Source organism: Frankia sp. CcI49 (assembly GCF_001983215.1).
Lineage (GTDB): Bacteria > Actinomycetota > Actinomycetes > Frankiales > Frankiaceae > Parafrankia > Parafrankia irregularis.
This window is the reverse complement of sequence record NZ_MOWP01000015.1, coordinates 12,561-35,881: the sequence shown is the minus strand read 5'-3', so window position 1 is coordinate 35,881 and position 23,321 is coordinate 12,561. Positions and strand designations below refer to the sequence as shown.

The 23,321-nt window shown below is 73.8% G+C and carries 9 protein-coding genes; 3 read left to right on the top strand and 6 right to left on the bottom strand.

Annotated elements, in window-relative coordinates:
• Positions 1–2: 2 nt before the first annotated feature.
• Genes CcI49_RS13545 through CcI49_RS13535 form a run of 3 tightly spaced genes read left to right on the top strand, consistent with a single transcriptional unit; the run spans position 3 to position 7,033 of the window.
• Positions 3–827: an SDR family oxidoreductase gene (locus tag CcI49_RS13545; RefSeq protein ID WP_054569653.1), complete on the top strand. Its 825-nt coding sequence runs from the start codon at positions 3–5 to the stop codon at positions 825–827.
• Between the two features lie 40 nt (positions 828–867).
• Positions 868–3,855, top strand: a complete 2,988-nt coding sequence (locus tag CcI49_RS13540) for a non-ribosomal peptide synthetase (RefSeq protein WP_076826915.1) — start codon at positions 868–870, stop codon at positions 3,853–3,855.
• 10 nt (positions 3,856–3,865) lie between these two features.
• Entirely contained in the window at positions 3,866–7,033 is a 3,168-nt protein-coding gene (locus tag CcI49_RS13535) for a non-ribosomal peptide synthetase (protein WP_083749490.1), read from the top strand.
• Between the two features lie 21 nt (positions 7,034–7,054).
• Here the strand turns inward: CcI49_RS13535 and CcI49_RS41535 are convergent, their stop codons facing one another.
• From CcI49_RS41535 to CcI49_RS13510, 6 genes are all read right to left on the bottom strand, one after another.
• Entirely contained in the window at positions 7,055–7,444 is a 390-nt protein-coding gene (locus CcI49_RS41535) for a hypothetical protein (protein ID WP_131831084.1), read from the bottom strand.
• Between the two features lie 114 nt (positions 7,445–7,558).
• The gene (locus CcI49_RS13530) at positions 7,559–9,901 is read right to left on the bottom strand and encodes a lantibiotic dehydratase (RefSeq protein ID WP_083749489.1); all 2,343 of its coding nucleotides are present in this window, start codon (positions 9,899–9,901) and stop codon (positions 7,559–7,561) included.
• Complete coding sequence (locus tag CcI49_RS13525; RefSeq protein WP_076826908.1) at positions 9,898–11,241, bottom strand: condensation domain-containing protein; 1,344 nt, start codon at positions 11,239–11,241, stop codon at positions 9,898–9,900. Before CcI49_RS13525 ends, CcI49_RS13530 begins: the two co-directional genes overlap by 4 nt.
• Positions 11,238–12,614, bottom strand: coding sequence for an MFS transporter (locus CcI49_RS13520; RefSeq protein ID WP_076826906.1), 1,377 nt, complete (start codon positions 12,612–12,614; stop codon positions 11,238–11,240). The genes CcI49_RS13525 and CcI49_RS13520 overlap by 4 nt, the downstream gene beginning before the upstream one ends.
• A gap of 4 nt (positions 12,615–12,618) precedes the next feature.
• Positions 12,619–17,391 (bottom strand): non-ribosomal peptide synthetase, encoded by a 4,773-nt coding sequence (locus CcI49_RS13515; protein WP_158230763.1) that lies wholly within the window; start codon positions 17,389–17,391, stop codon positions 12,619–12,621.
• A gap of 116 nt (positions 17,392–17,507) precedes the next feature.
• Positions 17,508–23,285 (bottom strand): non-ribosomal peptide synthetase, encoded by a 5,778-nt coding sequence (locus CcI49_RS13510; protein ID WP_076826902.1) that lies wholly within the window; start codon positions 23,283–23,285, stop codon positions 17,508–17,510.
• Between the last annotated feature and the right edge of the window lie 36 nt (positions 23,286–23,321).

Here is a 23,321-nt window from a genome sequence, read left to right as displayed (position 1 = left end):
CGCTGAGGCTGCACGACAAGGTCGCGCTCATCACCGGAGCCGCGCGGGGCATCGGCCGTGCGTGCGCCGTCCGTTACGCCGCGGAAGGCGCGGACCTGATCCTGCTCGACATCGCGCGCGACGTCGACGACGTCCCCTACCCGCTGGGCTCCAGGCGGCAGCTCGCCCAGACCGCGGACCGGTGCCGGGACCGCGGCGCGGCGGCACTGGCCGTCCCCGCCGATCTGCGCGACGCGGCGTCCCTGGCGAAGGCCGTGGCCGCCGGCCTTGACCGCTTCGGCCGCATCGACATCCTGGTGAACAACGCGGGCATCGCGGCGCCGTCCGGCCGGCCGGCACACCAGATCACCGAGCACGAGTGGGCGGTGATGCTGGACGTCGACCTGACCGGGGCACTGCGGATGATCCGCGAGGTTGTGCCGGCGATGCTGGAGCGGCGCTCGGGCAGCATCATCAACATCGCCTCGACGGCGGGCCTGGTCGGTTACCGGCACTTCGCCGCCTACGTCACGGCCAAGCACGGCCTGATCGGCCTTACGAAGGCGACGGCCCTGGACTACGCGCCGATGTCGGTCCGGGTCAACGCCCTGTGCCCGGGCTCGGTGCGCGACGACCCGACGCTGGATGGCCGGATGCTCGCGGAGATCGCGCGTTCCCTGGACACCGACGTGGCCGACCACGAGGCCACGTTCGTCCAGGCGCAGCCGATGAACCGGCTGATCGAGGCCGAGGACGTCGCCGGGGCCGCGGTCTGGCTCGGCGCCGACGACTCGGCGCAGGTCACCGGCAGCGTCGTCACCGTCGACGGCGGATTCACCGCGCGCTGACCGCGAGCATCGAGGGGAACCGAGAGGAGCACCAGGGGCCATGGAGTCCGAGTCCGTGGACGGCGGCCGCGCCGGACGGGTACGGCGACGGGAGTGCCACAGTCTGGTGGTCGGCCTGCCGCCCGCGTCGGCCGCGTCGGCCGAGGAATGGATCGGATCCGGGCTGCGGATCTGGGAGGAGACCACCGGCCGCCCACGCGCGGACGAGCGGACCCGGGCACTGATCGCGCGCGAGGCCGCCCGCGGGCTTTCCCCCGACGGGCCCGCGCTGCGGACGACGTTTGTGCGCCATGCCGACGGCACGGCAGACGCGGTGCTGGTCGCGGACCGGGCGGTCGTCGACCTTGCCGAGATGCTGCGGATCGGTGCCGGGCTGCGCGAAGGCGGGCCGCGTGATGGGGGCGGACTGCGTGACAGTGCCGGACTGCGCGACGAGGGCGGGCTGCGCGACGAGGGCGGGGGGCTGCGCGACGATCGCCAGGCCCCCGCGGCCGTGGCACTCGCCGGGCCTCGCCGCGTCGACGCGGTCACCGAACGCGGCCCCGGCGAGATCCGCACCGCCGTCGAGTGGGGCCTGCCCGATCCGGTCGGCACCGACGGCTGCATCCCGCTGGACGTCCTGGACGTCAACGGTTCGCTGAAGCTCTCCGCCGCCGTGCTCCTCGCGGCGGCGGCCCTGACCCTCGCACGCTACGACGCCGCGACGTCGGCTGTCCTGGCCCTCGGTGATGGCTCCGTCGACATCGAGGTCGATGAAACCGAAGCGGTGGGCGCGTTCCTGGAGCGGGTGGAGCGGGCCGACGCCGGACCCCACGGCACGCCGGCCGCCGTCGAGGTCGTCTTCACCGCCCACGATCCGGACCTGGCCTATCGACCGTATCTGACGACACCCCGCCCGATCGTGCTCCACGTCGAGCTCGACGGCGACACCGCGGTGTCAGGCGCCTGCTACCACGCCGCGGCGGCGGTCTGCACTCCCATCGCCCGCGGCTTCGCCCGCCATCTGCTGCACGTCGCCGGGCAGCTCGCCGCCGCCGCGCCCGACCGCCCGCTGTCCGAGGTCGAGCTGATGCCTGCCGCGGAGGTGGCCGCGGTCCTGGCCGCCGGCACCGCGGCCGCGCCGAGGGACGACGTGTCGGTCACGATCCACCGGGCGCTGCGCGATGTCGCCGACCGCTTCCCGAACCGGCCGGCGGTGTCGGACGCCGAGCGCGTCCTGACCTATCGCGAGCTGGTGCTGGAAGCCGAGCGCAGAGCCCTGGGCCTGGTCGCGCTCGGCGTCCGGCCCGGCCACTTCGTCGGCGTGTGCGCCGAGCGGACCTCGGACCTGGTCGTCACCCTGCTCGCGGTGCTGCTCGCCGACGCCGCCTACGTGCCGTTGGACCCGCACAATCCGGCCGACCGGTTACGCTTCATCACCGAGGACGCTGGCCTGCACCTGGTCGTCGCGGACGAGGACGCGTTCCCGTCGGACGGCCCGGCCAGGGTGGTCTCGCCGTCGTCGCTGGCGTTAGGGGCGCCTCTCGTCGACTACGTGGCGCGTCCCGGCGGCGCGAGACCCGACGATCCCGCCTACGTCATCTACACGTCGGGCTCCACCGGGCGCCCCAAGGGCGTCGTGGTGCCGCACCGCAACGTGGCCGCCCTGGTCGCGGCGGTCGAGGACTTCGAGCTCGACGAGACGGACGTCTGGACGCTCTTCCACTCCAGCTCGTTCGACTTCTCGGTGTGGGAGATCTGGGGCTGCCTGCTCACCGGCGGCCGGCTCGTCGTGGTGCCCCACCTGGTCGCACGCTCGCCGGCCGAGTTCCGCGAGTTGCTGGTCCGGGAGCGGGTCACGGTGCTGAGCCAGACCCCGTCGGCCTTCGCCAACCTGTTGGACGCCGACGCGCGTGGCGGCGACCGGCTCGCGCTGCGCCTGGTCGTCTTCGGCGGGGAGCCACTGGACGTGCGGATGCTGCGGGGCTGGTTCGCCCGGCACCCGTCCGCCGACTGCCGCGTGGTCAACATGTTCGGCATCACCGAGACCACGGTGCACGTCACCGCCAGGACCGTGACCCCGGCCGACGTCGAGCTGCGCTCGCGGTCCGTCGGCCCGGCGCTGCCGGGCTGGTCGGTGTCGGTGCGCGATCCCCTCGGACGTCTGGTCCCGCCCAGCGTCCCCGGCGAGATCCACGTCGGCGGCGCCGGCGTGGCCATCGGGTACCACGGCCGCGACGACCTCACCGCGGCGCGCTTCGTCGAGGACCGGTATGGCTGCGGCCGGATCTACCGCTCCGGCGACCGCGGCCGGCTGCGGCCCGACGGCGCCCTGGACCACCTGGGCCGGCTGGACAGCCAGGTCAAGATCCGCGGCTATCGGATCGAGCTCGACGAGATCCGCTCGGTCCTGCAGGACGACCATGCCGTCCAGACCGCCGCCCTGTGCGTGACGGCCGCGGACGACGACCCTGCCGAGGCGCGGATCGCGGCCTACGTCATCCTGCGCGACGGCGCGACCGGTCCGGCCGCCCGCGAGGCCGCCCGCGCGGTACGGCGACGGATCGCCGAGCTGCTCCCCGACTACATGCTGCCCGCGTCGATCACGCCGCTGACCGAACTGCCGCTGACCGCGAACGGGAAGCTCGACGTCACCCGCCTGCCGCCGCCCCGTGCCGTGGAACCCAGCGCCGTCGAACCCGGCGCGGTCAAACCCAGCGCCGTCGAACCCGGCGACGTCAAACCCGGCGACGCGCGGCCGGAGGCCGGCGATCGGATCCCGGACACCGTCGTGCGGGTCTGGCGGCGGGTGCTGGCACAGCCCGTCGGCCTGGACGACGACTTCTTCGACAACGGCGGCAACTCGCTGGCCGCGGTCCGGGTCCTGAACGGGATCGCGCAGGCCGGTCTCCCCCGGCTCGGCGTGCCCGACCTGTACCGGTGCCGCACCGCCGCGAAGCTGGCGGCCCTGGTCGAGGAGCGTCAGGCCCGGGAACACGAGTCGGACCAGTCCGCGGTCCGCCGGAAGGCAGAACCCGAAGGAAGATGAGGAAGCTGCGATGTCGGCACCGGTCTCCCGCGTCCAGAGGCACATGTGGTTCGGCGAGCAGGTCGCCGAGAACCCGGTCGGGCACCTGATCCCGATCCACCTGCGGCTCACGGGAGCCGTCGACGAGACCGCCCTGGGCGATGCGCTGCGCGCCATCGTCGGGCGCCACACCGCCCTGCGGACCTCGATGGATATGTCGGCGGACGGTGAGCCGGCGGCCATCCTGCGGCCCGCGTCCGCGTTCGAGCTCGGCGTCGTCCAGGTCGGCGCCGCCGCGCTGGACGCCGCCGGCGGCCTGGACGGCCTGCGCCTGTCCGAGGCCACGGCGCCACTCGACCTCGCGGCGGGAATCCCGTTCCGGGCCCGGCTGCTGCGGCTGCCGGACGCCACGGCGGTGCTGTGCCTGACGGTGCATCACACCGCGTTCGACGACTGGTCCCGGTACCTGCTGTTCGACGAGTTGTCAGAGCTCTACGAAAGCCACCGTGCAGGGCGTCCGGCGGCGCTCCCGCCTGCTTCCGGCTACGCGCGGTACGCGCAGCGGCGGGACCAGGAGCTGGCGGAGGACGCCGACCGGCTGCTGGGCTTCTGGCGTCCGCGGCTGGCCGGCCTGACACCGTTCGAGCTGACCGCGGACCGGCCGCGCCCGGCCCGCCGCGCCGGCGTCGGCGCGGCCACCGTGTTCGGTGTCCCGGCGTCGGTGATGGCCGGGCTGGCGGAGATCGGGCGCGACGCCGGGGCCTCGACGAACATGGTCCTGTTCGCCGCGGTCCAGGCGCTGCTGCGGCGCTGGTCGGGGCGGGACGACATCACGGTCGGGACGACGTGGGCCGAGCGGGCCGAGCCCGATGCACGCCACGTGGTCGGCCCGCTCCTCAACCTGCTCGTGCTGCGCTGCGACACCGCCGGGAACCCGTCGTTCGCGGAGCTCGTCGCCCGCACCCGCGACGTCTGCCTGGACGCGTTCGAACACTGCGAGGCCCCCTTCGGCTGGCTGGCCGAACGGCTCGGCGTGCCTCGCGACGCCTCGCGCACGCCGCTGTTCCAGGTGCTCGTGGGTGCCGGCAGCGGCACGCGTCGGGCGCCGATCCTGGCCGGCGTCGAGGTCGAGGAGATGCCGGTGACCTGGACGACGTCGAAGTACGACCTGAGCGTCTGGTTCGAGAACCACCCGGACGGCTCGGCGGACTGCGAGGTCGTGTGGGACACGGCGCTCTACCCGGCCGAGTACATGGAGCGTCTGGCCTCGCACCTGCGCTCGATCCTCGCCGAGGTCGCGGCGCGCTCGACGACACGGATCAGCGAGCTGCACATGGTCGACGCCGAGGAGCTCGCGGCGCTGACGGTCGACTACGCGGCGGGAACGGCGGTCGCCGCCACCGCCTCCACCCTGCACGGCCCGTTCGAGGCGCAGGCCGCACGGACACCGGACGCGGTGGCGGTCGTGGCGCCGGACGCGACCACGGTGACGTACGCCGACCTGGACGCCGCCGCGAACCGGCTGGCGTGGCTGCTGCGGCAGCGCGGTGTCGGGCCCGAGGTGCGCGTCGGGATCTGCGCCGAGCGATCGGTGGACCTGGTCGTCGCGCTGCTCGCGGTGCTCAAGGCCGGCGGCGCCTTCGTGCCGCTCGACCCCGACTATCCGGCCGACCGGCTGGCCTTCATGCTCCACGACGCGGCGCCGCCGGTGGTGCTCGTGCAGCAGCGGTTCCGCGACCTGATCGCATCGTCGGACCCCGACATGTCGGTCGTCCCGCTCGACGACGCCGCCGCCTGGGCGGACCTGCCGGCCGAGCCGCTGGCACCGACGCCGCCCGTCGTCGCCGACAACGCCGCCTACGTGATCTACACGTCCGGCTCCACCGGTCGGCCCAAGGGGGTCGTCAACGCGCACCGCGGCATCGTCAACAGGCTGGAGTGGATGCGCGGCACGCACCCGCTCGGCCCGGACGACGCGGTCCTGCAGAAGACACCGACCAGCTTCGACGTCTCGGTCTGGGAGTTCTTCTGGCCGTTGTGGACCGGCGCCCGCCTGGTCCTGGCCCGCCCCGGTGGCCACAAGGACGCCGAGTACCTGCGGGACGTCATCGCCGCGCAGCGGATCACGGCGACGCAGTTCGTGCCGTCGATGCTGGCCGCCTTCGTGACGCTGCCGGACATCGAACGCTGCGCAGGCCTGCGCGACGTGTTCTGTTCGGGTGAGGAGCTGCCCCTCGCCTCCGTCACCGCGTTCCTGGCCCGCCTGCCGCACTGCGCCGTCCACGACCTCTACGGCCCCACCGAGGCCGCGATCGAGGTCACGGCCTTCACCTGCGACCCCGCCGCGGTCGCGGCACTGCCCGCGATCCCCATCGGCGGCCCGATCGACAACGTGCGGATGTACGTGCTCGACGAATGGCTGAACCCGGTCCCGGCCGGGGCCGTCGGCGACCTGTACATCGGCGGCGTCGCGGTGGCCCGCGGCTACCATCTGCGTCCCGGGCTCACCGCCGACCGGTTCATCCCGGACCCGCACGGGACCCCCGGCAGCCGCATGTACCGGACCGGCGACCTCGCCCGCTGGCGGCCGATGCCGGGGCCCAGGCCCGCCGTCATCGACTTCCTGGGCCGCGCCGACCGCCAGGTGAAGCTGAACGGCATCCGCGTCGAACCCGGCGAGATCGAGCACGCTCTGCGTCGTCAGCCGGGCGTCGACGAGGCCGTGGTCGTCGTGCGCGAGACGACCCCCGGCGACCAACGCCTGATCGCCTACGCGTCAGGCGGCGCGGACGGCGCAGCGCTGCGCCGGGCACTGCGCGACCTGCTCCCGGCGGCGATGGTGCCGGCCGCGGTGGTGATGCTGCCGGCCCTGCCGGTCGGGCCGAGCGGGAAGATCGACCGCGCGCAGCTGCCCGAGCCCTCGTCGGGACCGACAGCAGGCGGCGTCGCGCGCGTGGCGCCGCGCAACGCCGTCGAGGAGGCGGTCGCCGAGGTCTGGGCCGAGGTGCTGGGCGTCGGCGAGGTTGGTGTCGACGACGACTTCTTCGGCCTCGGCGGACACTCGCTGCTTCTGATCCGCGCCGCCAACCGGCTGCGCGACCTGTTCGACCTCGACGTGCCCCTGAGCCTGCTGTTCGAGAACCCGACGGTCGCGGGCGCGGCCGCGGGCGTGGAAAGGCTCGCCGCCGCCCTGGTCTGATGTCCTTCTCCGGGTGAACCGTCACGCCGCCGCGTGGCGCCGTTTGGCGCCACGCGGCGCCAACTCATGCCAATAACGGCAAACGGGGCGCCAGATCGCTTGACGATGCGCAAGAAAGAAGGATTTCGGTCGCTGCAGCAGCCGAAATCTCTCTTTCTTACTTGGAAGCAAGCAGCGGCCGCGCTGCAGAAGTACTCCTCGGCGAACGCCGGCCAGCTCCTCAACGACGCGCTCTTCCAGCAGGTCGACAACTCGGCACTCAAGGCCGTCGGTTACGACGGGCTTTCCGTGGCCGGCGGTGAATGCCTCGGGACCGCGGCCATAGGACGCGATCCGCGCCGGCGGGCCGGAGCAGGCCTGCGTGGCCTTCTCCTCGGAATGGGTCGGCTGGGCCGCGGTGGACGCGCTCAACCGTCAGCTCGCCGACCCGGGCAGCACCCCGGTCGGCCGGGGAATCAGCTTCCAGATCATCGAGGAGGACGCACGATCTCCCGGAGTCCGGCGCCTACCCGGTGCCAGTCGACTTCAAGGCCGTTCGGTGAGGTCGACGGCCACCAGGCGGAGTTCGGAGGCGTAGGCGGCGCCGGCGGCGTCCCGTACCCAGTGCTCGCCGAGATCCGGCAGCATCTCGGTGAACCCGACCAGGCTGTCGGGTTCCTCCTCGGCCGCCGACCTGACGGCAGTCGCGAGCAGTCTCACCAACGCCACGCTGCTGAAGTCCACGAACAGCGGCTTGTCCTCGACCGCGACCCGATAGAACGCCCGCGGCGGCAGGCCGGCCGCACGCCGCCACGCCTGTGCCCCGCGATAGCAGCGGGCCGCGTCCTTCTCGAACGCCCAGCGCAGCTCGCCCGGCGCGAACCCCCACGCCTCCCGGGCGATGACCATCCGGTCGATGGTGACGCGGGGGCGGTGGCCGGCTGTGCCGATCGGCTTGAACGCGTTCATCACGGCCGCGCTGATGATCTCTCCGAGCACCTCGAGGAGATCCCAGCACGCGCGGTCCTCGAAACGGACCCGCAGGACGCCCTGCTCACGATGCACGCGCAGCCCGGCGCCGGGCAGGATCTGCCCGGCGGCTCCGGTGTGGCGGGTGTGCAGCGTCCAGAACAGGTCGTCGGACGATCTCATCGCCGGCGGGTACACCCGGGAGTTGACGCTGCTGGAGGCCTTCGCGGGCACCGGCTGGATGCGCGGGCCGCGGCGGTCGCGGGCGTCGGCGGCGGTCAGCTCCTCCGGCTCGGGGTGCTGCTGGAGCACGACGCGGGCGTCCAGGGTGTTCGCGGTCAGGTGGAGTTCGCCGAGGATGAGAAGGAAGTCGCCGCGGTTGACGGCGTCGGTGCTCGCGGCGGCGACCATGATGTCCGGGCAGTGGTGCACCGCCGACGACCAGGGCAGCTCCCGGAGCGGGAACGCCGCGCGCACCGCGGCCAGGAGATCGGCCGACCGGAGCTCGTGGCGCCGGACGCCGGACGGCACGGCCAGGATCGTGGCCCAGCGGCGCTGGAACTCGGGAATCAGGGCGGCGACCAGGTCGGGGAGCTCCCGGTAGGAGAAGGCCAGGTCCGGGGTCGCCGCAGCGAGGAAGGCGCCGAAGGCGACCGAGGTCGGGACCGAGGCCGGGGCCCCGGCCTGGGACGCGGCCGAGGCCCCGGAGTCCCCGCCCGCCGCGAGACAGGCGTCGAAAACCCTGTCGAAACGCTCCCGGTAGGCCTGAGCGGCTTCCGCCACCAGCCACCGAGCGCTGTCCAACAGCAACTCCAGCGGCGCCTCGGCCGCCGCCAGGAACTCCGGCCCGATCCGCACCTCCACGTCGCGGACGGTGTCCTCGTAGATCACCCGACGTCCGGCATAGGCCTCCCCGCCGCGCCGGCTGGCTGCCTCCCCCGCCAGTCGCTCGAACACCTCGTCGAGCCGCTGCCCCGCCGTGGCCAGCCTCGCCGCGTCCCCGGCGCAGGCCGCGACCGCGTCACGGGCGGCGATCAGTTCGTCCACGCCGGTCAGCACGCGGTCCCGCACCGTCGCGTCCCCGATCCGCAGCACCTCCTCGCGAAGGCGCACCTCGGGATCGTCCTCGACCCGCGCGTCGATCTCGAGCGTGATCAGGCCGGCTTCCAGCCAGGCCTCGGCCACGGCGTCGAAGCCGGCGATCTCCGCCGCCGTCCGCGACCCGTCGCAAAGCTCGAAGATCTCCGCCTCGTGCCGGGTCAGGGCGATCGGCGCACCGTGCGGCCGGCGGGCGAGTCCGTCACGCACCGACACCGCCGCCGAGCGTCGCGGCCTCAGCCACGGCAGCACTTCCGGATCGGCGCTGATCCGCCGGGCCACCGCGTCGATCGCCCACTGCTCGAAGTACACCCGCCGCCGCGCCAGCAGCGCCGGACCCGGCTGTTGCCGCAGCGCCGGTCCGTCTTCGGCGACGCGCGCGAACCCGACCGGCCCGAAGAACCCGATCGTGTCGTTCTTCAGGGCGTAGCGCTGGAGGTAGCTCACCACCTTGAGCTCGCGCCGCCGCCGATGCGCCGGACGGCTCGGCGTACCCTCGGCGATCTTCGCCACGCAGTCGCGGAACATCGTCGGGTTCTGCCAGGTCACGGCCTCCTGGAAACGGGGACCGGAGGCCACGCGCCTGGCGACCGTCGCGAACGAGTCCACGGCCTGCGCGTACGCGGCCAGGAACTTCTCCTCATCGTCGCCTGCCGCGAGCTCCGCGAGTCCGGGATCGAAAAGCACCGCGATGTCGGCCGCCGGAAACCCGGCGGTCCGCAGCTCCACCAGATCCCACAACGCCCAGCGCGAGCCGTCACCGATCGGCACCCGGCCCACCGGCCCCGCCGCGTGCGGGGCCCACCCCGTCCCATGGCTCATCTCACGACCTCCGCGACCGCGGCGGCACCAGCACCCGCACCCGCGGCGGCACCCACACCCACACCGGCACCCACGCCCACACCGGCACCGGCACCGGCACCGGCCAACGACCGTCCCAGCTCATCGGTGAACGCCGCGCCCGCCGTCTCGACGAGGCCGCGCCCCCACTGCACCTCGCACTCCAAGGTGTCGCCCCGGTCCAGGAACCGGAGCGAGATCTCCGTCTTCGGCGTCGGGAACGGCTGCTCAAGCACCGCCCGACAGGTCACTCCGGCATCCGTCCACCGCATCGTCCGGGGCAGCTTCCGGTAGCCGACCATGACGCTGTCCAGGCGGGCCGCCGACGTCCCCGCCGGATCGGCCCGGCGTGCCAGCTCGGCGAACGGGAAGTCGCGCCGGCGCAGGTCGGCATGCCAGCCGGCGCTCTCCCGCAGCACGATGTCGGCCACCGTGTCGGAGCCGTACCGCGCCGCCGGCAGCGGCACCTCGTTGATGAAACAGCCGATCAGGGAGTCGGCCTCCCCACCCGCCGGACGCTGGGACGCCGCCGTGCACACCACGCTCGCGCCGCCGTCGTCGGCCGGCAGCGCATGGTGCACCGCACCGATCAGAACCTTGAACAAGCTGGTCTCCAACCGTCGGGCCTGCTCCCGCAGGCCTCGCGTCGCCCCCGTGTCAACGATCACCACCGTGCGCCCGCCCCGCGAGACGGCGCCGTCCGTTCGGCACGGCAGGCGGGTCCGCGCCAGGAGATCCTCGGGCAGTCGCGCGAACGAGACACCGCGCAGCTCGGCGGCGGCGCGCGTCTCCCGTTCACGGATCCGCCGGACGAGACCGACGTAGTCCCGGCCGTCGTCCTCCGGCAGATCGCCCACCACACACCGCGCCAGCCGCTCGGCGAAAGGCACGTGGCACAGGCCGTCGGCGACCAGGTGATGGAACACCACCGCCAACGTCGCCGCCGTCCGCCCGGTCCGCAGCACTGCGAACCGCGCCAACCCGCCCTCGTCGATGTCGATCGCGCGGCGCGTCGCGGCGTCCACCGCGTCTGCCACTGCGTCCGGTCCGGCACCGTCCAGGTCGACGACCTCGACGTCCGGCAGCCGGTCGTGGAACCAGGAGACGATCTCCCCGGAGACGTCGTCGATACCGAGCCGCAGCCGCAGCGCCGGGATCGCCCGGTAGGCCCGGTGCGCGGCCGCGACCAGGCCCGCGTCCGATACCGGGCCCTCCACGTCGATCGCGAAGGCCATGTTGTAGGCGCCTTCCTCCGGGCACATCGCCTCCGCGAAGTACAGCGAGGCCTGCGAGTGCGTCACCGGGACGGCGGCCGTCCTCATGTCTGGTCCTGGAGGATCAGGTCCTGATTCCCGTTGCCGGCGACGGAGCCCGAGTCGGCGCCCCCCGAGCCGGCGCTCTCAGCGCCGTCGCCTTTGTCAGTGCCGTCGCCGTTCCGAGCGCCGTCGCCCTTTTCAGCGCCATCGCCCTTTTCAGCGCCGTCGCCGTCCGGCCGGCCATCGCCGTTCTCGCCGCCGACGGATACCCGCTCGCGCACCGTCCACAGCCCGGACGCCGCGATCAGCAGTGCCGCCGCCGCTCCGCCGAACAACCACCGGAAGTCGACCATCGACACCAGGACCGCCCCGGCCGCGATCGACGCCGTCTGCGGCGCCCCGACCAACAGGTCGGTGGCCGTCGACACCCGTCCCATCAACGGCGCGGGAGTGCGGCGCTGCATCAGCGTCGTGAAGGCGATCGCGACAACCGAGACGCCGAAACCCACGACCGGCGCGACCGCGAGCCCGAGCCACAGTCGCGGATACACCAGCGCCGCGAGCCCTGCGCCGAGCGCGCCCAGGCCGACCGCGACGGCCGCGGACTCCCCCAGCACCTTGACCAGCTTCGGGGCCGCGAGCGCGCCGAGTACCGCGCCGAGCCCCATCACCGTCATCAGCACGCCGACGAACGTGGCGGGCCTGTGCAGGCCCTGGTCCACATACGCGAAGACCCCCGGGTTCACGGCGCCGAACACCAGGAACGCCAGCCCCATCGCGATCGCGCAGCGCAGCAGCGCCGCCTCGCCCGCCAGGTGGCGGAAGCCGGCGCCGGCCTCGGTGGCCCAGTGCAGCTCGGTCGGCCGTGGCCGGTCCTCGGCGACGCGCATCGCCGTCAGCGTCACCGCCGCGATGACGAAGGTCGCGGCGTCCACGATGACCACCGCCGAGACGCCGGCCCAGGCGTACAGTCCGGCGCCGGCCAGTGGTCCGAGCAGCCGTGAGCCCTCGCGCACCGAGCGCAGCAGGCTGTTGGCCTCGACCAGCCGGTCGCCGGCGACCGTCACCTTGATCAGCCCGGCCAGTCCGGCCGTGTTGAGGCTGAAGGAGAAGCCGTATGCCACCGAGACCGCGAAGACGATCCAGACTTCGTGCCGATCGTGCACCGCGAGCAGCGGCAGCAGGGCGACGGCCGACAGGAGGTTGACCCACACCAGGAACGGCCGGCGCCGCACCCGGTCCACGGCCCAGCCGAGCAGCGGCGCGACCAGCGCCGGGGCGGCGACGGCCAGCACGACCGCGCCGGCCTGGCCGCTGGACCCGGTCAGCTCCTTGACCCAGATGGCCAGCACGATCAGCATGATCGACTCACCGATCATGCTGGTGACCTGGCCGACGAACAGGAAGGCGAACTCGCGGTTCCGGAGCAGCTCGCGCATGGGGCTACCGCCTGATCTCGGTGGTGGTCGTGGTGGTGGCTATCAGGGCCCGAAGCTCGGTGCGACAGGCTTCGGCGAGTGACGCGACCGTGGCCGCGTCGTACTGCGCCGAGGAGTACGTCCACGTCACGCGCAGGGATCCCGCGACCACGGCGGCGGTCACCTCCAGGCGGTAGGGACGCAGCGCGGCGCCCTGGATCTCGGGGCCCGCCGAGGCCCGCAGGCGCCTGATCTCGCCGCCGGCGCCGCCCGCGCCGGCGGTGCCGGCGGCGATCTGCCCGTGGTAGTTGAAGACCAGGTGTGCCGGGCTCGGCGGCACGTCACCGCCGTCCGCGTCACCACGCAGGTAGCGCGCCATCCCGTAGCCGACGCCCTTGTGCGGGATCGAGCGGAGCTGGTCGCGGACCGCGGTGAGGCGTTCGACCGGGTCGTCCGACGCCGGCGGCTCCAGCCGCACCGGGTGCAGCGCGGTGAACCAGCCGACGGTGCGCGACACGTCGAGCCCGGCGTCGGGGACGACCGGCTCGCGGCCGTGGCCTTCCAGGTCGATGACGTGCGCGGCCGCACCGGTCCAGCCGCTCAGCGTGGTCGCGAGCGCGGCGAGCAGCACCTCGACCGCCTGCGCGCCGTGCGCCGCCGGCATCCGGCGCAGCAGGGCCGAGGTCTCGTCCTCGGTCAGGTCGACGCCCACGATCGCCTCGTCGGCGACGGTGTTCGAGCCCGCCGGGCGGTCGGCCGGCAGGCGGCCCTCGTCGTCGCCGCCGAGGAGGTAGTCGGCCCAGAACGCCGCCTCGGCGTCGAAACCGGCGCTGCGGGCATGGGCGCTCAGCGCCTTCGACCAGCGCTGGAACGAGGTCGTCTTGGCGGGCAGCGACGGCTGCCGTCCCGCGGCGAGGTCCGCGTGGGCGGTCGCGAGGTCCTCCAGCAGGATCCCCCACGACACCGTGTCGACGGCAAGGTGGTGGATCGCCAGCACGAGCTGGGGGCCGGCCTCGGCGCCGCGGAACAGCACCGCGCGGACCAGCGGTCCGTCGGCGGCGCTGATGGCGTCCTGGGCGCGGGCCGCGGCGGCGAGTATCACGGCCTCCTGATCCCCCGGCGCGGTGTCGTCGAGATCGATCACCTCCAGCACGTTCTCGGTTTCGCCGGCCGCCACCTGCTGCTGCCAGACACCGTCGGAACAGGTCAGCCGCAGCCGCAGCGCGTCGTGGTGGGCGAGCAGGGCGTCCAGGGCGCCGGCCAGCGCGGCCGGGTCGGGCTCGGGCCCGGTGTCCCAGGCCAGCCGGACGGCCTGGTTGAAGCGGCCGTTCACGTAGTCCTGGCGGGTGAACCAGTGCTGGACCGGAGTCAGCGGGACCTCGCCGACGACCGGGCCCTGTTCCGGGTCGACGGCCAGGCCCCGATCCGGGTCGCCGGCCGGCCCGGCCGGCCCCGAACCGACCGACATCTCGGCCAGCTCGGCGATCGTCGGATGGTCGAAGATGTCCGCCGAGGCGAGGACGAGTCCGGCCCGGCGGGCCTCGGAGGCGATGCGGATCGACTGGATCGAGTCACCGCCCAGGTCGAAGAACCCGTCGTGGACGCCGACCTCGGGCACGCCGAGCACCCTGCTCCAGATCCCGGCGAGGATCTCCTCGACCGCGGTGCGCGGCGCGGTCCGGTCCGCGGCCGCGGAGTCCGGCAGTCCGGCGGGGTCCGGCAGGGCGTCGCGGTCGAGCTTCGCGTGGGCGGTCAGCGGCATCCGGTCCAGGACGACGATCGCGGAGGGCGTCATGTACTCGGGCAGCGCCTGCTGGATGAAGCGCTTGGCCTCGGCCGCTCCCGGCGCCCGGGCGCCGGGCGGCGCGACGATGTACGCGATCAGCCGCTTGTGCCCGTCGGCGTCCGGGCGGGCCACCACGGCGGCCTCGGCGACGCCGGGGTGCAGGGCCAGCCGGGTCTCGATCTCGCCGAGCTCGATCCGGAAGCCCCGGATCTTCACCTGCCCGTCGATCCGCCCGACGAAGTCCAGCATGCCGTCGGTGCGCCAGCGCACCAGGTCGCCGGTCTTGTACATGCGGGCGCCGGGCACGTCGCTGAACGGGTCCGGCAGGAACCGCTGCGCGGTCGCGGCCGGGTGGCCCAGGTAGCCCCTGGCGAGCCCGTGGCCGCCGGAGTACAGCTCCCCGACTACCCCGGCCGGGACCGGGCGGAGGGCCTCGTCGAGCACGTGGACGGTGCTGTGCGGGGTCGGGCGACCGATCGGTACCCGGGTGCCGACACTCGCCGGGTCCACGTAGTCGATGGACGTCGTGATCCCGGTGTTCTCCGTAGGTCCATAGCAGGCGATCACCTGCAGGTCGGGGAGAGCCCGCAGCGCGGCGGTGAGGGCCGCGGCGGCCATCGAGTCCCCGCCGACCAGCAGGTGGCGCACTCCGGCGAGGGCTTCGATGTCGCACTGCACGATCTGGTGGAACACCGGTGTGATCAGGATCAGGGTGGTGATGCCGTGGCGGCGCAGCAGGTCGGCGACCACCGGGATGTCCAGGCGCCCGGGTTCGGGCACGACCAGCCGCGCACCGTTCAGCAGTGAGCCCCAGAGCTCGATGAGCGAGACGTCGAACGCGATCGGGGCGAGCAGCACCGCGGTCTGGCCCGGGCCGTAGACGGCGGGGTGGTGGCCGCGCGTCAGCCGGACGATGCCCCGGTGGGTGATGCCGACGCCCTTCGGGGTGCCGGTCGATCCGGAGGTGTAGCAGACGTGGGCCAGGCTCAAGCCGGTGGCAGTGGCGGCGTCGGCGTCGGTGTCGGCGGTGGCGGTGGCGGTGGTGGTGGTGGCGGTGGCGGTGGCGGTGGTGCCGGTGCCGGCAACAGTGGCGGTGGCGGTGGCGGTCCGGGCCGCGGGACGTGCCTCCTCGGTGACGCGCCCGCGGCCGCCCTCGTCGTCGAGGACGATCACCGCGCGGCCGGCGGCGGCGTCGCCGAGGGCGGCCTGCCAGGCGTGGCCGGCGATGACGACGGCCGGGTCGCGCTCCGCGATCAGCAACGCGTTGCGCTCGACCGGGTTCGCCGGATCGAGGGGCAGGCAGGCGCCGCCGGCCTTGGCGATGGCCACCATCGCGACGACCATCTCGACCGAGCGCGCCACGGCCACGCCGACGCACTCGTCCACGGTGGTGCCGAGGCGCCGCAACCGGTCCGCCAGCTGGTCGGCGGCGGCGTCGAGCTCGGCGTAGCTCAGAGTGGTGACACCATCCCCGGATGTCAGAGCTGGCGCGTCCGGCTGCCGCGCCACGATCTCGTCGAAGAGCTCCGGAATCGTGACGTCGAGGGCGAGGTCCCCCAACGATCCGCGCCATTCGGTCTCCAGACGCCGCTGCTCTTCGGCGCTCGCCAGCGGCACGTCCCCGACGAGGGTCCCGGGTCGCGCGACCAGGTGGCGCAGCGCGGTGGCGAAGTGACCGAGGAGCAGCTCGGCGGTCTCCGGCTCGAACAGATCCCGCTCGCAGATGACCTCGAACTCGATGCCGTCCGCGCCGCCGACGCCGACGAGCGTCACGTCGGCCTTGGCCGATCCGTGGTCGAGCGTCACCGGCTCCGCTTCGACGTCCGCCAGCCGCCAGCCGCCGCCGGAGTCCTCGGCCCACTGGACGAGCACCTGGAAGACCGGATGGCGGCCCATGCTGCGCGGCACACCGAGCTCGCCGAGGACGCGGTCGAACGCCACGTCCTGGTGGTCGAGCGCCTCGACCACCGAGGCGTGGACCGCGCGCAGCAGCCGGTCCGCCGGGGCCTCGGGTGCGACGTCGAGCGGGATGGCCACCGTGTTGGCGAACAGCCCGATCAGCGGTTCGGTCTCCACCCGGCTGCGCGCGGACACCGCGGTGCCGAACGCGAAACGCCGCTGCCCGGCGTGCCGGGCGAGGACGAGGGCGAAGACCGCGGTCATGGCGCTGAACGCGGTGACGCCGTGGTCCGCGGCCAGCCGCCGGAAGGCCGACGACTCCTCGGCGGTCAGGCGGAGCGCGCGACGATGGCCCACATGCGACGGCCGCGCCCCTCGCGGCCGGTCCGTGGGCAGGTCGAGGGTGTGCGGCAGATCGGCGAGGGCTTCGCGCCAGTACTCGAGCTGGCGGTCGGCCAGCCCGTCGGCCAGGCGTGCCGCCTGCCAGGCCGCGAAGTCGCCGTACTGGATGGCGAGGTCCGGGATGGTGCCGCCGTTGTAGAGTGCGTTCGCCTCGGCGATGAGGTTGCCCAGCGCCCACTCGTCGGCCAGCAGATGGTGCATGCTCAGGACGAGCAGGTGCGTCCCGGCGTCGACCCGGATCAGCGCCGCGCGGAACAGCGGGCCCTCGACGGGATCGAACGGCCGCCCGGACTCCGCCTGCGCGACGCGCATCGCCTCAGCCCGCCGCCGTGCCTCCGGGAGCACCTCGAGATCGTGCAGCGGCAGCTCGAACCCGTCGGCGGCGCGCACGACCTGCCGCGGATCGTCCACCCCGGCGAACACGGTGCGCAGGATCTCGTGCCGTTCGACGATCGCACCAAGCGCGGCCCGCAGCCGCACCGGGTCCAGACCGCCGCGCAGCCAGACCAGATGGCTCAGGTTGTAGACCCCCGAGTTGCCGAGCATGGCGTCGGCGATCCAGACGCCCCGTTGGGCCGCGGAGAGCGGAGCGTCGGCGGACTGACGGGACGGGATGCCACCGAAGCGGCGGGCGGCCGCCGCACGGAGGCGGCGTTCTGCCGCCGAGGGGCCGGTCGCCGCCAGGCCCTCGGCACGAACGTCGATGCTCATCGGCACCTCCTGAAAGGCCCCGGCCGCCATGCCGAGGACGGAACGAGGACGAAACGGGGACGGGTCGGGGACGGTCGGGACGGTCGGGGACGGGTCGATACACGGCGGGCGGGACGTCAGGTGAACTTCCTGGGGCCCTGCACCCGCATCAGCAGGCTCGGCTGCAGCTGCCCGAACAGCTCTTCCAGCAGCAGTCCCGCTCCGTCGCCGTTGGCGGCCACCACGACCGCGGTACGGCTGTCGGGGTCCAGCGCGGTCAGGGCGCGGAAGCCGGGGCTGTCGCCCGGGTGGCCGATCCAGCGGCGGCCGTCGGCGGTCTTGGCGACGGTGCCCAGTCCGTATCCGTTCGCGAGGTCGCCGGTCAGGGCGCGCGCCGAGTCGCCGGTCATGACCTTGCCCCGGCCGGCCATCGCGTCGAGGATCTCGACGGCGACCAGGGCGAGGTCGCGGGGTGTCGACCACATGCCGCCGGCCGCGATCGACGGGAAGTTCCGCCAGCCCTCCGGGTACCGCCGGCCGGTGGCGGAGTGCGCGAGGGCGACGTCAGCGCCGCGGTGCTTCGGGAACTCCGGGTCGAAGGACGAGTCCGCCATGCCCAGCGGCGCCAGGACGAGCTGCTCCATCGCCGCCGCGTAGGGCAGGCCGGTGACATCGGCGACGACCTTCTCGATCACCGCGTAGTTGGCACCGGAGTACTCGTACTCCGAGCCCGGGGCCCGAACCAGGCCGATCGCCGGCCCGGCCAGCAGGTCGGAGATCGCCGGCAGCCGTTCGTCCGGCGCATACGTGTCGACGTCGACCTGGCTCAGTCCCGAGGTGTGGTCGAGCAGCGTCCGCAGCGTGATCGGGCCGTGCGCCGACGGCAGCTCCCAGCCGCGCAGGTAGTGGTTCACGTCGGTGTCGAGATCGAGCCGTCCGGACTGGACGAGCGCGGACACCGCGAACGCCGTGAGGTGCTTGCTGATGGAACCGAGCTGGAAGACCGTGCGCGTGGTCACCGGATCCGGCCCGCCCACCTCGGTCGTGCCGCGGCCCCAGGCCTGGATCACGCCGTCGCGGGCGATGGCCACGCCGGCTCCCGGCGTGCGGTAACGCGCCATCAGCGCCGACAGCAGTGCCGGATCCGGGCCCAACCGGTCCAGCCAGCGCTCCTCGGCCGTCACGGCGGGCTCGGCCGTCACGGCGGGCTCGGCGGCCAGGCGGGCGGCCAGCTCACGCAGGCTGCTGAGATGGCGCCGCGCGAGGGCTTCGATCGTCGCGCGCCGGTGCCGCCCCTCGGAGTACATCCACGTCACGGTCAGCACGCCGTCGCGCACCGCGGCGACGACGTCGAGCAGGTACGGCCGCTCCATGCGCGCGTCGCACTCGGAGCCCCAGGTCCGCGGCAGCACGTCGAACGGCCCGTACGCGTCGGATGACCGCCCGCCCAGTTGGCCCAGGTAGTTGAAACCGACCTGCGCGTGTCCCGGCTCGGCGGCCGCACGTCGCGCTGAGGCCTCGCGCAGGCTCTCCCGAACCGACCGGACACCGGCGCCGAGGTCGGCGGCCCCGACGTCGCCGGGCTCGCCGAAGTCCGGACGAGCCAGCGCCACGGGATGGATCGCGGTGAACCAGCCGACGGTGCGGGACACATCGAGCCGTCCGTCCAGGAGGTCGCGCCCGTGCGTCTCGACGTCGATCAGGATCCTGTCCGCGGTGCTCCAGCCGAACAGCGTGCGGCCGAGCGCGGCCAGGAGCACATCCGCCGTACCGAGGTCGGTGCCGCGCGGCCGGCGGAGGAGGCCTTGCGTCTCGTGGGCGGTGAGGCAGGCGCTGACGACGCCGATCGACGCGTAGGTGTTCGCCCCGTCGTCGTCGACGGGGAGCGGCGCGGACTCCTCGACCCCGACGGACGGCCGGTCCGCGAGCTCGTGCGCCCACGCCGAGAACGAGGACGTCTTCGGCGGGAGCAGGGCCGAATCCGCGCCGCCCGCGAGTTCCGCGTACGCCGTGGCCAGGTCCTCCAGCAGGAAGCTCCAGGAGACGACGTCCACGGCCATGTGGTGGACCGCTATCAGGACCCGGTCGTGATGTCCCGGCGCGCGCATGAGCGCGGCCCGCAGCAGCGGGCCGTCCGCGAGGCTCAGCCCGGCCTGGACCCGCTGGGCGACGGCCTCGACGGCCGCCGCGTCGTCGCCGTCCGCGAGGTCGCCGTCCGCGAGGTCGCCGTCCGCGAGGTCGACGACCTCCAGCAGGCCCTCCAGCAGGCCGGCCGCCGAACCCGGCTCGCCGATCCGCTGCGAGGCGCCGTCCGGCGACACCCGCGTCCGCAGCGCGTCGTGGTGCGCCACGAGCGCCGCGAGCGCGCCGCGCAGGGCGTCGGCGTCGGCCGAGCCACGCCACCGCAGGGCTCTGGACTGGTTGAAGTGGTCGTGCGGGCCCCGGCCGGAGAGGAACGCCCGCTGGATCGGGGTGAAGGGCAGCTCGCCGACGACCGGGCCCTGTTCGGCCGTGGCGAGCGGCCCGGAGCAGGCGCCGCCGGCCACCGCCGCCGCGAGTTCCGCGATCGTCTGATGGGCGAACACGTCCGCCGACGACAGCGCGATCCCCGCTTTGCGCGCCTGCGACGCGAGCTTGATGGACAGGATCGAATCGCCGCCGAGCTCGAAGAAGTTGTCGTGGACGCCGATCTCCGACCGCCCCAGGATCCGGGCCCACAGCTCGGCGAGCGCCCGCTCGGCGTCGTCGCGCGGCGCGACCCTCGCCGCCGCGTCGTCCGGCCCGGCCTCCGCCGGATCCGGCAGCTTCGCCCTGTCGACCTTGCCGCTGGACGTCAGCGGCAGCCGCGGCAGGGGGACGACCGCGGACGGCGTCATGTACACGGGCAGCGTCTGCTGGATGAAGCGCCTGGTCTCCGCGCTGCCCGGGACCGCCGCACCGGGCGCGGCCACCAGATAGGCGACCAGCCGCTTGTGCCCGGAGGCGTCCGGCAGGGCGACCACCACCGCCTCGCCGATGCCGGGGTGCTGGGTCAGCCGGGCCTCGATCTCGCCGAGCTCGATCCGGTATCCGCGCACCTTGACCTGGTTGTCGGCGCGGCCGACGAAGTCCAGCACCCCGTCGCCGCGCCAGCGCGCCAGGTCGCCGGTCTTGTACATGCGCGCGCCGGGGGCCGGGCTGAACGGATCCGGCAGGAAGCGTCCGGCGGTCGCGGCGGGCTGGTTCAGATAGCCGCGCGCGACACCGTCGCCGCCGGTGTAGAGCTCGCCGACGACGCCGGCGGGGACTGGGCGCAGCGACTCGTCCAGGACGTACACGGTCGAGCCGCGCACCGGACGTCCGATCGGGACGCGGGCGCCGACCTGCTCCGGGGCGGTCACCGTGATCGAGGTGGTGAGGGTCGTGTTCTCGGTCGGGCCGTAGCACGCGATGACCGAGATCCCGGGGTACCTGTGCAGCGGGGCGGTGAAGGCCTCGGGTAGCAGCACGTCCCCGCCGGTGATCATTTGCCGCACGCTGGCCAGCGCGTCGATGTCATGCTGCACGATCTGGTGGAACAGGGCGGTGGTCAGGCCGAGCGTGGTGATGCCGTGCCGCCTGAGCAGCGCGGCGATGTCCGGGATGTCGAGCCGGCCGGGCCGCGGCATCACCAGCGTGCCCCCGTTGAGCCAGGTGGCGTAGAGCTCGATCAGCGAGCCGTCCCAGGCCAGCGACTGGAGCTGGCCGAAGACCTCGCCCGGGCCGGACGCCAGGTAGTCCGGCCGATGCGCGAACCGGACGACGGCCCGGTGGTTCAGGCCGACGCCCTTGGGCGTGCCGGTGGAACCGGAGGTGTAACAGACGTGGACGAACGACAGCGGCGAGGCGACGTCCGCCACGCGCTCGGCGGATTCGGCCGCGATGGCGGCGGTCGTCGCCGGGTCGTCCAGGAGCAGCACGGTGCGCCCCGCGGCGGCGTCGCCGAGCCCGGCGGCGGTCTCACGGCACGCCAGCACGACGGCCGGATCGGCGTCGCCGATCAGCAGCGCGTTGCGGGCCGGCGGGTTGGCCGGGTCCAGTGCCAGGCAGGCACCGCCGGCCTTGACGACGCCGAGCACCGCGACGGCCAGCGCCTCGGATTTCGGCAGCGCGATGCCGACCCGGCAGTCGCAGGTGACGCCGTGGCGCCGCAGCGTTCGCGCGATCCGGTTGGCGGCGGCGTCCAGCGCGGCGTAGGTCAGCTCGGAGTCCCCGACGGCGAGCGCCACCGCATCCGGGTGGGCGTCGGCCGCCTGCTCGAACAGGCCGCCGACGGTGGCATCGCGCGGGAAGGCACCGCCGGGGGCGGCCCAGTCGCGCGTCACCAGTCGCCGCTCCTCGGCGCCGAGGAACGAGACCTCCCCCAGCGTCCGCTCGGGGTCCGCCACCAGGTCGGCGAGGGCCTGCTCGACGTGGCCGAAGAAGCGCTCGGCGTCGGCGCGCGGCACCCGGCCGGGCTCGTAGGCGAACTGGAGCAGCAGCCCGTCGCGCCGGGAGACAGCGGTGACACCCAGCGGGTAGCCGATCTGCTCGTAGGCCCGGACCTGGCTCACGCGCAGTCCGGCGACAGGCTCGGGGTCGGGGGCCGCGAAGGCGGTGAAGTTGACGACGGTCTCGAACAGCTGCTCGCCGGCCATCACCTCGGAGCAGCGCCGGACGTCGGCGAGCCCGGAGTGCTCCAGCTTCCGCAGATCGTTGAGATGGCGCTGCAGCGCGGTCAGCCACGGCACGACCCGCGCCGCGGGGTCGACGTCGACGCGGACGGGCACCGAGTTGGCCAGCAGGCCGACCATCGACTCGACGCCGGGCTGCCCGCCGGAACGGCCGGACATCACGGCGCCGTGCACCACGTCGCGCCCGCCGCTGTGCCGGCTCAGCACCAGTGCCCAGACGCCCTGCAGGATCGTGTTGACGGTCAGCCGATGCTCCCGGCCGAAGTCGCGCACCCGGGCGAACAGCCGCTCGGGCACCTCGCGAAGATCCTTGACCACCGCGCCGAGACCGTCCGGCTCCGCCGCGCCGACGAACGGCAGGCGGGTCGGGACGCCGAATCCGGCCATGGTGCGGCGCCAGAAGGCATGCTCCGCCTCCCTGTCCCGGGCGCCGAGCCAGTCGATGTGCCGGCGGAAGGGGACCGGCGCGGCCAGCCGCGGCCGCTCGCCGCGCAGCAGCGCCGCGTACGTCTGGTACACCTCGTCGAGGACGACGGAGGTGCTCCAGCCGTCGAAGAGGATGTGGTGCTGGTGCCAGGCCAGCAGGTGCTCGGCGGCTCCGGTGCGGATCAGGTCGAAGCACATCGGCGGCGTGTGCTCCAGGTCCAGCGGACGTGCGCGTTCAGCGGCGAGCAGGTCTTCCAGGGCCGCGGCGACGGCGTCCCGGTCCGGGTCCGCGGCGACGGCGTCCCGGTCCGCGAACCGTCCGCGCCAGTCGGCCCGGCGGATCCGCGGCGCCAGGCCGCGGTGGACGATCTGGACCGGATGTGGCAGGTCGGCCCAGGCGAAGGTGGTGCGCAGCGCCGGATGGCGCTCCAGGACCTGCGCCCAGGCGCGGACGAAGACCTCGGCGTCGAGGTCGCCCTCGATGCGGTAGGCGTTCTGGGACAGGTAGTCGTTGCGGTCCGGCCGGTGCAGGGCGTGGAACAGGATGCCGGTCTGCAGGGCGGACAGGGGATAGACGTCCGCTGTCGCCGCCGGGTCGAAGGGCGCCAGGACCCGGACCAGCGCGGCCTCGTCCAGGCCGGCGGCCGGAAAGGCGCCCGACGCCGCCGCTGTCGTCGCGGCTGTCGACGCGGCTGTCGACGCGGCCGTGGTCTCCACGCCCTCGGGGCCGGATCCGGCGGTCTCGTCCGCCTCGTCCAGCATGGCGCCCCCGCGGGCGACGCCGACCGGCACACTCATCGTCCACCCCTGTCGCTGTGTCAGGCCATCGCTGCT

Coding starts and splice junctions, on each gene's coding strand:
- CcI49_RS13540 (WP_076826915.1), top strand. CDS start 868: ATGGAGTCCGAGTCCGTGGACGGCGGCCGCGCCGGACGGGTACGGCGA.
- CcI49_RS13535 (WP_083749490.1), top strand. CDS start 3,866: ATGTCGGCACCGGTCTCCCGCGTCCAGAGGCACATGTGGTTCGGCGAG.
- CcI49_RS13530 (WP_083749489.1), bottom strand. CDS start 9,901: ATGAGCCATGGGACGGGGTGGGCCCCGCACGCGGCGGGGCCGGTGGGC.
- CcI49_RS13525 (WP_076826908.1), bottom strand. CDS start 11,241: ATGAGGACGGCCGCCGTCCCGGTGACGCACTCGCAGGCCTCGCTGTAC.
- CcI49_RS13520 (WP_076826906.1), bottom strand. CDS start 12,614: ATGCGCGAGCTGCTCCGGAACCGCGAGTTCGCCTTCCTGTTCGTCGGC.
- CcI49_RS13515 (WP_158230763.1), bottom strand. CDS start 17,391: ATGAGCATCGACGTTCGTGCCGAGGGCCTGGCGGCGACCGGCCCCTCG.
- CcI49_RS13510 (WP_076826902.1), bottom strand. CDS start 23,285: ATGAGTGTGCCGGTCGGCGTCGCCCGCGGGGGCGCCATGCTGGACGAG.